General features: G+C 35.2%; 9 protein-coding genes. 5 read left to right on the forward strand and 4 right to left on the reverse strand.

Annotation, left to right across the window (positions count from 1 at the left end; all coding sequences use genetic code 11):
* Window positions 1-51: 51 nt before the first annotated feature.
* A complete protein-coding gene (locus C1X07_RS08415) occupies window positions 52-1,947 on the reverse strand; it encodes a tetratricopeptide repeat protein (RefSeq protein ID WP_103069528.1) in 1,896 nt (631 codons plus the stop codon).
* Between the two features lie 307 nt (window positions 1,948-2,254).
* Between C1X07_RS08415 and C1X07_RS08420 the strand changes: the two genes are divergently transcribed.
* Window positions 2,255-3,808 carry a thiol-activated cytolysin family protein gene (locus C1X07_RS08420; protein ID WP_103069529.1) on the forward strand — a complete coding sequence of 518 codons (1,554 nt, stop codon included), beginning with the start codon at window positions 2,255-2,257 and terminating at the stop codon, window positions 3,806-3,808.
* Window positions 3,809-3,882: 74 nt separating this feature from the next.
* Here C1X07_RS08420 and dnaE read toward each other — a convergent pair whose 3' ends face one another.
* Together dnaE and C1X07_RS08430 are read right to left on the reverse strand one after the other, a co-directional pair.
* Window positions 3,883-8,265, reverse strand: coding sequence for a DNA polymerase III subunit alpha (gene dnaE / locus C1X07_RS08425; RefSeq protein ID WP_103069530.1), 4,383 nt, complete (start codon window positions 8,263-8,265; stop codon window positions 3,883-3,885).
* Between the two features lie 225 nt (window positions 8,266-8,490).
* On the reverse strand, window positions 8,491-9,333 hold the full coding sequence (locus C1X07_RS08430; protein WP_103069531.1) for a DUF6252 family protein: 843 nt from the start codon (window positions 9,331-9,333) through the stop codon (window positions 8,491-8,493).
* Between the two features lie 342 nt (window positions 9,334-9,675).
* Between C1X07_RS08430 and C1X07_RS08435 the strand changes: the two genes are divergently transcribed.
* The 3 genes from C1X07_RS08435 to C1X07_RS08445 all read left to right on the forward strand — a co-directional run bounded on the left by C1X07_RS08435 (window position 9,676) and on the right by C1X07_RS08445 (window position 11,469).
* The gene (locus tag C1X07_RS08435) at window positions 9,676-10,188 is read left to right on the forward strand and encodes a 30S ribosomal protein S16 (RefSeq protein WP_103069532.1); all 513 of its coding nucleotides are present in this window, start codon (window positions 9,676-9,678) and stop codon (window positions 10,186-10,188) included.
* 14 nt (window positions 10,189-10,202) lie between these two features.
* Window positions 10,203-10,727, forward strand: a complete 525-nt coding sequence (gene rimM, locus C1X07_RS08440; protein WP_103069533.1) for a ribosome maturation factor RimM — start codon at window positions 10,203-10,205, stop codon at window positions 10,725-10,727.
* An 82-nt stretch (window positions 10,728-10,809) separates the two neighbouring features.
* On the forward strand, window positions 10,810-11,469 hold the full coding sequence (locus C1X07_RS08445; RefSeq protein ID WP_241507215.1) for a tRNA1(Val) (adenine(37)-N6)-methyltransferase: 660 nt from the start codon (window positions 10,810-10,812) through the stop codon (window positions 11,467-11,469).
* Between the two features lie 126 nt (window positions 11,470-11,595).
* On the opposite strand, the gene C1X07_RS08450 is transcribed toward C1X07_RS08445, so the two are convergent.
* Window positions 11,596-11,907, reverse strand: coding sequence for a hypothetical protein (locus C1X07_RS08450; RefSeq protein ID WP_103069535.1), 312 nt, complete (start codon window positions 11,905-11,907; stop codon window positions 11,596-11,598).
* A gap of 600 nt (window positions 11,908-12,507) precedes the next feature.
* Here C1X07_RS08450 and C1X07_RS08455 point away from each other — a divergent pair.
* On the forward strand, window positions 12,508-13,686 hold the full coding sequence (locus C1X07_RS08455) for an acyl-CoA dehydrogenase family protein (protein ID WP_103069536.1): 1,179 nt from the start codon (window positions 12,508-12,510) through the stop codon (window positions 13,684-13,686).
* The last annotated feature ends 12 nt before the right edge of the window (window positions 13,687-13,698 follow it).

Consider the following 13,698-nt stretch of genomic DNA (forward strand, 5'->3'; position numbering starts at 1 on the left):
TTAGAGCTGAAGGTATATGATCGCTTCATTAAAACAAAGGATTCTTTGTGGCTAGAGAGTGTCTAAAAACTGATATAAATCTGTGTTTTTGTCTAAATTAAGTTTCTTTTTGAGGCGGTATTTTGATTTTAATACGCTATCAGGGAGTACATTAAGAATGGAAGCGATTTCTTTGGTTGTTAGTTTCATTCTTAAAAAAGCGGCTAATCTAATTTCTTTTTCGGTAATCTCACTGTAGATGTTTTTTAGCTTAAGATCAAAATTATTGTGTACGTTGATAAAATATGATTTGAAAACTTCCCAATCTTTATCTTCTGCACTTTCTTTCTTTAATAGCATCACTAAGCGTTTAAATTCTACTTTAAAAAGATCAGGAGAATTTTTGATTCGCTCTAAATTTTCTTTTAATTCCTGAATAAAGCTATTTTTTTGTACCAAATGCAGGGTCTGAGAAGTCAGCTCTTTCTTCTTATGCTCAATTTCTTGTTTGTAGATTGTCTCTTGTTTTTCTCTTTCGATTTTATTCTTTTTTAGCCGTTGTCTGAAACCAAAGAACAAAAGCCCTGATATTACTATAAAAGAAGCCATTCCTCCGGCATATAAGGCTTTGCGAAGATTACCAATTTCTACTTGTTGGGTTAATGTTTTGATTTCTTCTTTTTGTAGCGCAATTGCAGCTTCTTTTTTTTCTGTTTCATATATGGTGCGTAGTTCTTCTATTTGTTGCGCTTTTTTTATAGAAAAAAGACTGTCACTTATTTTTTGTGATTTGTGTAAATCCTGTAGGGCATTTTTATCTTTATTTAGTTTCTCGAGAATAGTAGATCGTTTTGTATACAGATCTTTTAAATGTGACATTGCCCCAATTTTTTCGGCAATGTCTACCGCTAAATTAATGTGAGTGAGTGATTTGTTATTGTTTTTTAGGTTTTTATGGACATCGCTTAACCCTTTTCGTGAATTTATTAAAGCAATTTTTATATCTTCTTTCTGGGCTATTTCTTTGGCTTCTGTAAAATTCATTTTGGCTTTTTTATATTCCTTTTGGTCAATTTGTAATTGCCCCAGATCATTAAGTGAACTAGCTAAAGAAGCCTGTGTTTTGTGCTTTCTTGATAACTCTATTGTTTGTTTTAGATAAGTTTCGGCATCACTAATTCGTCCTAATTTTTTTAAAGTTTTTGCTGCGGAATTCTTTGCGTATGCCAAATAAACCACATCGTTTTCTTTGGTATAAATAGCAATTGCTTCTTCAAAATATTTTAAAGAATTTTCATAATTCTCTGATGCGTACTCTAAATCCCCTAAAAGCTTTAAAATATCAGCCTTTCTGGTTATATCCTTTATCTCAGTAAATAATTCCAGGGCTTTTATTGCTTGTATCATTGCCAGTTTATAGCTCCCTTTTTCCACATATATATTGGTAAGACTATTGTATTGGGCTCCTGTAAATTTTGCCTTAGCTATATTGTTTTTCTCTTCCTTTTCTATAAGTTGAAGGTTTTCTTGTGTAAGTTTTATTGCACCCTCAAAATCTCCTTTACTTCTTAAGATATCTGCAATTGAGTGATTTGAAAATAATAAGCCTCGATAAGAACCGATATCATTAAAGGTAGCCTTGGCTTCATTGTAATAATACAAAGCAGAATCTGAGTTGTTTCTATTGGTATAAAAGTCAGCTAGATGTAATAAACCTTTTCCTATACCTTTTTTATAATTAATTTTTTTAGATATTTCTAGTTCCTCTTCGGCATATCGTTTAGCTTCTAATGGTTTGGAAAACATCAATTTTTCATGAAGTAGTGTAAGAATAGTTACTCTTGTACTATCTTGATGGGGATAGCTGTTTAAAACATTTTTTAAGCTATCTACTAATTTCTTGTCTTGGGCAGATAATTCGGGAATGAATAGAATAAAAGTAAGAACTAATAAAACTAAGAATCTCATAATATAGAAATGTTTATCTTCTGTCTAAGATAAACATTAATTACTCAGAAACCTTTCCTTGTCCGTGTTGTAATGAATCGAAGTTTATGATCGAAGTTTGCTTTTTTGCCTCATTTTATTTGTGATTTCATGTTAACTAGCTGAAAATAAAAAATTTAATAATGACAGATTGTAAGATGTCTCAATACGTTTTTGTTTTTTGAAGTAGTGATTTTGACATCTGTCCATGCTTTGTCTATACCTTAAATTGGGTGTGAGTCTTGTTTTCATCTAGTTTTGAATTGTTGAATCAGTAAAACAAAAAAACATGAAAACTTCAATTTTAAAAATGCCCCAAGCATTCATTTTGATTTTTTTAGTAATGGCTTTAGTGGCATGTAATTCTTGCAGTAAAGACGAGGATGGTGGTGGGCCGGAAGTTCCGGAAAATCCAGAAGCAAATACGATTAATGACTTTGTGAAAAACCTGGACTATAATCAGGATGAGCTACTGGGTGTAGAGGATACAGGGGGAGAAGCCCTGTTAAAAACTTCTGGTGATAGTTCTACCGATAGCTCTTATGGAGAGGGGATTAATACAACCTGTGTGCGTGTCGATTATAATTTAAAAGCTAATTTCGAGGATGTAGCTATCCTTAGACCTACTAATGGTATCGTGTGGCCAGGGGCGTTAGTAAAAGGAAATGGATCAATGCGAGATGGTTTGCCAGAGGCTTTTACGTTAGGGAGAGCGCCAATGACATTGCGTTTGGATCTTCCTGGTATTGGAAATCAAGGAAATATAATTGTAGAAGATCCTAGAAATTCAAATGTACAAGCTAAGATTGATGATGCTCTTGAGTGGTGGAATGCTAATGCGTATCAAGAGGGGTATGTTAATGCTGCTAATTCATCATATAGCGCTTCTACATCGTATTCTTCGAAACAAATGAGTTTGGAAGTTGGTCTAAATACAGAATGGGCAACTGGAGATGTTTCTGCACAGTTTAACTATGAAAGTACTACAACAAAGAGAATTGCTATGATGGTTTTTAAACAGGTTTTTTATACCATTACGATGGATACTCCAGATAATCCTGCGTCTGTTTTTGGTGCTACAGTGGGATTGTCAAATATAAAAGCTGCTTTTAGCTCAGCGGTGCCTCCAGCTTATGTACATTCGGTTAATTACGGAAGGATTATAATGTTTCGAATGGAAACTACGGCAGAAGCTACCGAAGCTCAGTTAACAGGTGCTTTTAATTATGCAAGTGGGTTAACAAGTGCCTCTGGAACTGTAGAAGCTAAGTATAAAGAAATATTGCAAGAATCTAATATTACCACAGTTACTATCGGAGGAAATGCAGCTGTGGCTTCAGAAGCTGTTTCTGCACAGAATTTCGGGGATTTACAAACCATTATTAAAGGAGAAAATGCGGTGTATAGCAGAGATAATCCTGGGGTGCCTATCGCGTATACGATTAGGTTTTTAAAAGATAATACTTTGGCGAAAATGGGGTATTCTACGGGTTATGTGGCGCTCAACTGTACTACTGCAGGAAGAGTGCATAATGAAATAAGATTTGTGAATGAGGTAGCGGATAATTTTAGGATAGGGATAGAATATAAAAATAAGCTAAGTAGTACTGTAACATATGATAATATAGTGTGGAAAAATAATAAGGTTGATGGAGAGACAACTTCTATTATACCTCCTGAAGGTTCTTATGATATTTTCTATCATGTAGAAAGAGCAAAGATTGGTGCTGGTTACGAAAGTAAATTAAGAGATAATATTGGAGGATATGTACATGATCATGAAGATTGTTGGGAGTCTTATAGAGAACCATGGTTAGAGGTAAAGGTAAGAACTTGCAGATAACTTGAGTTTAATTTGGAGCTGACATCTTAAGTTGTGATTCAACAACTTGATGTCGGCTCCTGTATTTTTACTTTTTAATTCAACTTATAATGTATAGATTCCTCTTCCAGTGCAACGAGTAGTTCTGGAGAAATGTTTACTTTTTGTTTTCGGCTAGGCATATGTAGCTTTAGTTTTTCTGCCATTTCATAAATCACAAAATTTAAAGTATGATTTCCCGAATGGGTGTCCAGTAGTTCTTTTAAGTGATCAATCCCAGTGTCCGAAAGTGTGTTTATATCTAGTTGTATCGTAAGTTTTCTGGCATAGGTCTCCATAACGTCATGTAGTAGTTGGAAACTATTAAACTGTATTCTAGGGTCTCCTTTTTTACCTGTATCACGATTTACCCACCCCTCTTTTATAAAGGCTTTGGCATATACAAATGTGCTTTTTACCAGAAAAGGGCGGTGTTTTAGATATTCTTCACCAAAAATCCTGAATTCATGAGCTGTGTTATAGTCTTCGATTATAAAAGTTGCCCACCCTTTACCATTTTTAGATGTACGGTGTTCTACATTTGTAATTACACCCCCAAAAGAAATTTCGCGATTAACATTATTTTCCATATCTGCAAAATTTAGCAAGGTGCCATTGCAGAAATATTTTATTTCATATTTAAAATCATCGAGTGGATGTCCTGAAAGATAGATTCCAACTACTTCTTTTTCGCGCGCTAATTTTTCCATAGTTCCCCACTCTTCACAAGGAGGGACTACAGGTTCTGGTATTTGAACATCACTGGCTTCTCCAAACAAGCTTACTTGAGAAGAGTTTTCGCTTTCCTGAAATTTAGAACCATAACGTACAGCTTTTTCTAAGAAAGTCACTCCATCTCCTTCTTCATGAAAGTACTGACCTCTATGGGTGTCAGAAAAAGAGTCAAAACCTCCAGCAAGGGCTAAACTCTCAAATGCTTTTTTGTTAGCCGCACGAAGATCAATACGTTTGGCTAAATCAAAAATAGATCTATATGGAGCTTCTTGTCTGTTTTCAACGATAGTAGCTACAGCACCCGTTCCTACTCCTTTAATCGCTCCCATTCCAAAACGAACAGCTCCATCTTTATTTACAGAAAACTTACGAAATGATTCATTAACATCGGGACCTAGTACATCTAATTTCATTCGTTTACATTCTTCCATAAAGAAAGTAACCTGCTTGATGTCATTCATGTTATTGGATAATACAGCCGCCATATATTCTGCAGGATAATGAGCTTTTAGGTATGCGGTTTGGTAAGCAATCCAAGCATAACAAGTAGAGTGAGACTTGTTAAAGGCATAGGCAGCAAAAGCCTCCCAGTCTTTCCATATTTTTTCGAGCCTATCTTCGGCATGTCCTTTTTCTGAAGCCTGTTTAATAAATTTAGGTTTCATTTTATCAAGAACGGCCTTTTGCTTTTTACCCATGGCTTTACGCAAGACATCAGCTTCACCTTTGGTAAAATTTGCCAGTTTTTGAGAAAGCAACATCACTTGCTCTTGATAAACGGTAATTCCGTAGGTTTCTTTTAAATACTCTTCACAAGCTTCGAGATCATATATTATCTCTTCGGTTCCATGTTTTCTATTGATAAAACTAGGGATGTATTCTAATGGTCCTGGTCGATAGAGCGCATTCATTGCAATAAGATCGGCAAAAACAGTAGGTTTAAGCTCCTTCATGTATTTTTGCATCCCTGGGGATTCGTATTGAAACACCCCTACGGTTTCTCCACGTTGGAAAAGAGCGTATGTTTCTTCATCGTCTAGCGGAAAATTTTCAGGATCTAATTCTACTCCGTGTTTTGCTTTTACGATTTTAACGGTGTCTTTGATTAGGGTAAGTGTTTTTAACCCTAAGAAATCCATTTTTAGTAGACCAGCATTTTCAACCACGGAGTTGTCAAACTGGGTACAATACATGTCGGAGTCCTTAGCTAATGCTACAGGAACGAATTTGGTGATATCATCAGGAGTAATGATTACTCCACAAGCATGGATTCCGGTATTTCTTACAGAGCCTTCTAATACTCTTGCCTGGTTTAGTGTTTCTGCTTCAAGGTCACTACCGTCGGCAATATTAAGTAGCTCATTAACTTTTTCTAATTCATCACTTCTAAATTTTTTCTTCAGGACAGCTTCTTCTACGCCAAAAATTTTCCCCAGTTTGGACATGTTGGGGATAAGTTTGGCAATACGATCAGCATCTCCTAAGGGGAGGTCTAATACTCGGGCAGTATCTCGTATAGAAGATTTTGCTGCCATTGTACCATATGTAATAATCTGTGCAACCTGATTAGCCCCGTATTTCTCAATTACATAGTCCATAACTCGTCCTCTTCCTTCGTCATCAAAATCAATATCAATATCGGGCATACTTACACGATCGGGATTTAAGAAACGCTCAAAAAGGAGATCGTACTTAATGGGATCAAGATTAGTAATCCATAAGCAATAGGCTACTGCTGATCCAGCTGCTGATCCACGACCGGGACCTACAGAGACTCCCATATCCCTTGCTGCCCTAATAAAATCTTCTACAATAAGGAAGTATCCCGGATACCCTGTTTTTTCAATTACCTGTAGCTCAAAATCAAGTCGCTCGTCAATTTTTGGAGTTATTTCTCCGTATCGTTTTTTTGCTCCTTCGTAGGTAATATGTCTGAGGTACTTGTTTTCACCACGCTTACCTCCATCAATTTCGTCTTCTTTAGATTGAAACTCTTCAGGGATATCAAAAGCAGGTAATAATACATCTCTGGCAAGCACAAAAGGCTCAATTTTATCGACAATTTCCTGAATATTTATAATGGCTTCAGGCAGGTCTTTGAAGAGATCTTTCATCTCTTCCTGTGATTTAAAATAATATTCCTGGTTAGGTAAACCATAACGATACCCTCTACCTCTACCAATAGGAGTGGCTTGTTTTTCCCCGTCTTTTACACATAATAGAATGTCATGGGCATTGGCATCTTTTTTTTCGCAGTAATATGTATTATTAGTTGCAACAGTTTTGATGTTATACTTTTTAGCAAATTGTATCAATACCTGATTTACCCTATTTTCATCTTCTTGATTATGGCGCATAATCTCGATATACAGATCATCACCAAATTCTTGATGCCACCAGAGTAGCGCTTGTTCGGCTTGCTTTTCTCCAATATTCAAAACCTTACTAGGGACTTCTCCATACAAGTTTCCTGTAAGAACAATGATATCTTCTTTGTATTTTTTGATAACTTCTTTGTCAATTCGAGGGACGTAATAAAACCCGTTAACAAATGCGGTAGAAGACATTTTTGCCAGATTGTGGTATCCGTTTTTGTTTTTGGCTAATAGTACAATTTGGTATCCATTATCTTTTCGGGATTTATCGGTATGATTTTCGCAAACAAAAAATTCACAACCTACAATGGGTTTTATCTCTACACCTTCGGGTTCTTGACCGTTTTCTATTGCTTCTTCATTTGCTGCTTTTACACTTTTATTGTGATTGGCAACTCCCTGAACAAAATGAAAAGCTCCCATCATGTTGGCATGATCAGTCATGGCAACCGCATTCATTTTATGCTGTGCCGCTACTTTTACTAAGTCAGGAATGCTTGTTGTTGATTGTAAAACAGAGAATTGGGTGTGGTTGTGTAAGTGGGCAAAACCAACCTCATCTAGTGCAGCAATATTCTCATCAATCTCTTGCTGGGAGAGGTCAGATCCTCCTTTTTTTGCAAGTGCTTCTTGTATTTTTTGAGAAGCCTTTTTGAGATTGATATGTTTTAGCCCGATTAATTGAATTGCTTCGGGATTAGCAGTTTTAAAATTTTGGAAATAATCAGGTTCTACATCAAGTTCCTCTTGTGTGTAGACTTGTTGACGGATTAACTCTAGAAAACATCGTGTAGTGGCTTCTACATCGGCAGTTGCGTTATGTGCTTCTCCGAATGCAGTATCAAAAAGATGTTGATGTAGTTCTGTAAGTGTAGGAAGTTTAAATTTACCTCCACGACCACCTGGGATTTGACATAATTCTGCGGTGGTCTCCGTACATGTATCTAAAACGGGGAGTTCCTGTAAATCGTTTTCTAAGCCAAGACGATAGAATTCTGCTCCCATAATATTAACATCAAATCCCACATTTTGTCCAACGACAAACTTGGTTTTTGATAATGCGATATTAAACTTGTCTAATACCTCTTGTAATGTAATTCCGTCTTGAGCTGCGAGCTCGGTCGAAATACCATGAATCTTTTCTGCATCATATGGGATATTAAATCCATCGGGTTTTACCATGTAATCCTGGTGTTCAATACAATTTCCCATAGCATCGTGTAGTTGCCAGGCAATTTGTATACATCTAGGCCAGTTGTCACTATCACTAATAGGAGCGTCCCATCGTTTTGGTAATCCGGTGGTTTCAGTATCAAAAATCAAGTACATAAAAAGAGGTATTTCAAGAAAATTATCCCTTACAAAGGACTTTCAAAAATAACTAAAATGATACTTCGATTTTCTAAAAGTTATTCAGAATTATTAACGATAACCATAATAACATATAAATTGCTATCAAAACATTAAAAAAGCGCTTATTTATTTAAATAAGCGCTTTTCATAAGCTTAGTTGAGTAGGGTAATATCTAGGGGTAGTTTTGGGGGTTATTTTATTTAATAGCCAAATTCAAAGTAGCCATTTGAGACATTAATACCACTTCTGGTATCAAATTCAAAACTTCCACTAATACATTTGGTTTCAATATTGTGTTCTGCTATAGTTAGTTTTCCTGATAAAGCAGAAGATTTATCATTCTTTAAGGTATAAGAAGCACTATAATTTCCAGATCCGCTTAATGAATATTCTCCTGGGGTAGTTGTAGCCATAAATACTATTGCTATCTCTTCGGTTTCATTCATCGCAGTAATAAGGATAGAGGCGTCATCGACTCCAAATAATTTGGCTTTATGATTATCTGTAATCATTTCTGTGCCATCAATCATAGCTGTTAGAGAAGCATTGAGTAAGCAGGTGTTTACTACAGGAGGAACTTCTTCCTCTTCTATAACACCATTTTCTATTGGTAATCTATAGAACCATCCGTTATTAAAATCTGTAGTATTGCCGTTACTGTCCTTAAGGTTTTTAAAATGAAAATTACCTGAGATTTCATTGTTATAAACCTCTGTAATGGTAACTTCACCTTCAGTTTCTTCTTCTTTGGATGTAAATTCGGTCTGGTTTTTCTGAAAACTTGCTTTACTAATTGTTTTTTGCGTGATCTTATAGGTTCCTACCTTGGTAGAGGTAGTTGTAAAGCTTATCGATCTATCTGCATCGCTTCCAGATATTACTAATGTTCCATCATCATAGATAACAGCCTTTTTGATAGACGATCTAAATAATTCGCCATCAATTTTTGCCTGTAGAGCAGGGTTATTGATTTCGATATCAGTAGAACAAGAGATAAAAAACGAACAGATTACTGCTAATAGTAGGGTAGTTTTTTTAATCATAGGCTTGGGGCTTTAATATGATTTATTTATGGGTAAACCATAAACTTACATTTGCGCTAACAAACATATAATGAATATTTTAAGAAAACAATTTTTTCATCGAAAAAAAGCATGTTTTATCGATGAAATACACAAATTGATTGTTTTTTGAATAAAAAAGTAGGTGAATTAGTCGGTTTTTGTCTTAGAAAGAATATTTCTGAGGTTGATTTTTTTCTGTATTTACGTAAATAGTTATCGTCCAGAGAATAAACTTTTGCGTTATTAATTTAGTTTCACTTAAAAGTGTTACCTTTGCGCCCTTAATTATGAATAGGGTCGTGTACCCAAAAATTAATTTTTATGCCTGTTAAAATTAGATTACAGAGACATGGTAAAAAAGGAAAACCTTTTTACTGGATCGTAGCAGCAGATGCTAGATCAAAAAGAGATGGTAGATTTCTTGAGAAGTTAGGTACTTACAATCCTAATGTAAACCCAGCAAGTATTGACTTAGATGTTGATGGGGCTGTAAAGTGGTTACAGAATGGTGCGCAACCTACTGATACTGCAAGAGCTATTTTATCTTATAAGGGAGCTTTACTTAAAAACCACCTAGCGGGTGGAGTAAAAAAAGGAGCTTTAACTGAAGAACAAGCGGCAGAGAAATACCAAGCTTGGTTATCAGAAAAAGAAGGAACTGTTGATGCAAAGAAAGAAGCATTAGCAAAAGCTGAAGCAGATGCAAAAGCAAAAGCTTTAGAAGCTGAGAAAGAAGTGAATGCTAAGCGTGAAGCGGCTGCAAAAGCAGAAGAAGCTGAAGCTGTAGCAGAAGCAGAAGAAGTAACCAAAGAAGCTGGCAACGAGGAAGAATAGTTGTATTATTGACGATGAAGAAAGAAGATTGCTTCTATCTAGGTAAAATCGTAAGTAAATTTAGTTTCAAGGGGGAGGTACTTATTAAATTAGATACTGATGAGCCCGAAAGTTATGTAAAAATGGAATCAGTATTTGTTGACTATAACAACAATATGGTTCCATTTTTCATTGAGAAATGTTCGTTACATAAAAGCGATTTACTACGTATAAAATTTGAGGATGTAGATTCTGAAGAAGATGCAGATGACCTCATGAAGGCAGAATTGTACCTTCCACTCACACTATTGCCAAAACTCGAAGGGAATCAGTTTTATTTCCATGAAATAATAGGTTTTACAATCGTAGATGCCTCATTTGGAGAAGTAGGGGTTATTAAAGCCATTAATGACTCAACAGCGCAAGCTTTGTTTGAGATAGATCGTGATGGAACGGAAATCCTTATTCCTATGAATGACGAATTCATTGATAAAATCGATAGAAAATCAAAAACAATAACTGTGCATACTCCAGAGGGATTAATTGATTTATACTTATAAAATTGTTTTATTACTATTTTAATATTAAGAGATGAAACCTTTTGCATTTAAACAGTTCATTGTTAATCAAGATAGATGTGCTATGAAGATTGGCACTGATGGCGTACTTCTTGGTGCATGGACTCCATTAGATGATACGCTAACTTCTATCTTGGATGTTGGTGCAGGAACTGGAGTAATAGCACTAATGGTGGCTCAGCGTTCTCATGCAGAGGTGATTGATGCGGTTGAAATAGATGATGATGCTTATGAGCAGGCAGTAGAAAATTTTGAAGCTTCTTCATGGGGAGATCGATTATTTTGTTACCATGCCTCTTTTCAGGAGTTTGTAGAAGAAATTGATGATCAATATGATTTGTTGATAAGTAACCCTCCTTTTTATACTGAAGATTATAAAACGTCAAGTGCCAAACGTGATATGGCAAGGTTTGAAGATGCACTTCCTTTTGAGCATTTGTTAGTTGGAGCCTCTGGATTATTGTCTGATCATGGTAAATTAGCATTGATTGTACCCTATCGAGAAGAAGAGCGAGTTTTACAAATAGCTATGAAGGTAGGTTTGTTTATGCAAAAAATTACTAGAGTAAAAGGGACTCCAACATCAGAGACAAAGAGAAGTTTACTTTTGTTAGGACGTGATGAGAAAAGTATAGAAATTGACGAGTTGATAATTGAAAATTCTAGGCATCAATACACAGATGAATATATCAATCTTACTCAGGATTTTTATTTGAAGATGTGAGCGGCTTTTTCTTGAAAAAATAAAAAAGGAAGGTGTATGAAAACCTTCCTTTTTACTAAATTCAATCACTCTACAAAGTCTAATTTATTATCACCATAAATTTAAACTCTTACTTGTTATCAAGGTTTACTTTTTGGTAATCCATTTTCCGTGTGCATCACAGAAAACTACCATTTCTTTTTCACCTTGTTTTATCATTAATTTAAATTCTGAAGCATCCTCTTTTGCAGCTGCTTTCTCGATTGTTGCGCCAGCATAATCTTTTGCAACAGCATCAAGAACTGGTTGAGGTAAGTTCTCAATTGCTAGATCTACATACTTTTCCTGAATGGGAACAATAACTTCATTGTCACTAGATGCTACTTCTTGAGCATTTGTGTTTTGAGATACTGTTAATAATCCAATAGCCAATACAGGTACTACAAATAAATTTTTCATCGTTATCATTTTAATTTTATATAGTTTGTTACATCATTTTGATTTTATCATATAGAATAATTGTGCCAATGGGGTTTAAAAATAAAATGCAAATATAAAATACTGTATATTAGGATATTGCGTGTTATTGCGCTAGTATTGTTCAATTTTAGAGTTTTTTGGTTTGTGTAGAAAAAAGAGATTAACTGCGGAATTTATACACGAATTTTTGTTTTAAACCATTACAATATTTATTAAGATTAATGATAGTTTCAGAATTAGTGTTTTTACTATAGTGTAGAATTTGATTTTAAATAGAAACTGATGTTAGAGAATCAATTTTGAATCACGAGTAGTTTGTCGTATTTGGTTTGCTTTGTATCTAATTAGAGGTTAGTTTTTTTGTGTGATATAGTGATATTTTGATTTTGTTATCGCTAATGAATACTCTAGATGAAGATATTTAGCTATTTTTTTGATCAAAATCAATTAATAGTATATGTAAAATGATCAATAATTTTAAAAATGTCAAAAAAATTGGCTGCTTTTTTTTCATTACCTACATTTGTTTAGTAGCATACTATTAGATAGATACAGTAATTTTGAAAATACCTTAAAAAGATGAAACCAGATTTATTTCAGGCACCGGATTATTACCAGATTGATGAATTATTAAGCGATGAACATAAGATGGTTCGTGATGCAGCTCGTAGTTGGGTAAAACGAGAAGTATCTCCTATTATTGAAGATTTTGCCCAGCGAGCAGAATTTCCGACACAAATCATCAAAGGTCTTGCAGAGATAGGTGCATTTGGACCGTATATACCCGAAGAGTATGGTGGAGCAGGATTAGATCAAATTAGTTATGGTTTAATAATGCAAGAAATAGAAAGAGGTGATTCTGGAGTTCGGTCTACATCATCTGTGCAATCTTCTTTAGTGATGTATCCAATTTGGAAATACGGTTCTGAGGAGCAACGAAAAAAATATTTACCTAAACTAGCTTCTGGAGAGTTTATAGGATGTTTTGGTCTTACCGAGCCTGATCATGGATCGAATCCTGGAGGTATGACTACTAATTTTAAAGATAAAGGAGATCATTATTTGCTCAATGGTGCCAAATTATGGATTTCTAACGCTCCTTTTGCTGATATTGCTGTAGTATGGGCAAAAAATGAAGAAGGAAGAATTCACGGTCTTGTTGTAGAACGTGGTATGGAAGGATTTACTACTCCAGAAACACATAATAAGTGGTCGCTTCGTGCATCTGCAACGGGAGAATTAATTTTTGATAATGTAAAAGTGCCAAAAGAGAATTTGTTACCTGGTAAAAGTGGACTTGGCGCGCCACTGGGGTGTTTAGATTCTGCGAGATTTGGTATTGCATGGGGAGCTATAGGAGCGGCTATGGATTGTTATGATACTGCTTTGCGATATGCTAAGGAACGTATTCAGTTTGATAAACCAATTGCGGGAACCCAATTACAACAAAAGAAATTGGCAGAAATGATTACAGAGATCACCAAGGCACAGTTATTGGCATGGCGATTAGGGGTGTTGCGTAATGAAGGTAAAGCTACTTCGGCACAGATTTCTATGGCAAAACGTAATAATGTAGAGATGGCGATTAAGATTGCCAGAGAAGCAAGACAGATTCTTGGTGGGATGGGGATTACTGGAGAATACAGTATTATGAGGCATATGATGAATCTAGAAAGTGTAATTACTTATGAAGGAACACATGATATACATTTATTAATTACCGGGATGGATATTACAGGTCTGCCTGCATTTAAATAAGAGAAGAGAAGA

Source organism: Aquimarina sediminis (genome assembly GCF_002895435.1).
Lineage (GTDB): Bacteria > Bacteroidota > Bacteroidia > Flavobacteriales > Flavobacteriaceae > Aquimarina > Aquimarina sediminis.

Bases quoted from the DNA above. Each gene is read 5' to 3' on its own strand.
- C1X07_RS08415 (WP_103069528.1), bottom strand. From the start codon at position 1,947: ATGAGATTCTTAGTTTTATTAGTTCTTACTTTTATTCTATTCATTCCC.
- C1X07_RS08420 (WP_103069529.1), top strand. From the start codon at position 2,255: ATGAAAACTTCAATTTTAAAAATGCCCCAAGCATTCATTTTGATTTTT.
- dnaE (WP_103069530.1), bottom strand. From the start codon at position 8,265: ATGTACTTGATTTTTGATACTGAAACCACCGGATTACCAAAACGATGG.
- C1X07_RS08430 (WP_103069531.1), bottom strand. From the start codon at position 9,333: ATGATTAAAAAAACTACCCTACTATTAGCAGTAATCTGTTCGTTTTTT.
- C1X07_RS08435 (WP_103069532.1), top strand. From the start codon at position 9,676: ATGCCTGTTAAAATTAGATTACAGAGACATGGTAAAAAAGGAAAACCT.
- rimM (WP_103069533.1), top strand. From the start codon at position 10,203: ATGAAGAAAGAAGATTGCTTCTATCTAGGTAAAATCGTAAGTAAATTT.
- C1X07_RS08445 (WP_241507215.1), top strand. From the start codon at position 10,810: ATGAAGATTGGCACTGATGGCGTACTTCTTGGTGCATGGACTCCATTA.
- C1X07_RS08450 (WP_103069535.1), bottom strand. From the start codon at position 11,907: ATGAAAAATTTATTTGTAGTACCTGTATTGGCTATTGGATTATTAACA.
- C1X07_RS08455 (WP_103069536.1), top strand. From the start codon at position 12,508: ATGAAACCAGATTTATTTCAGGCACCGGATTATTACCAGATTGATGAA.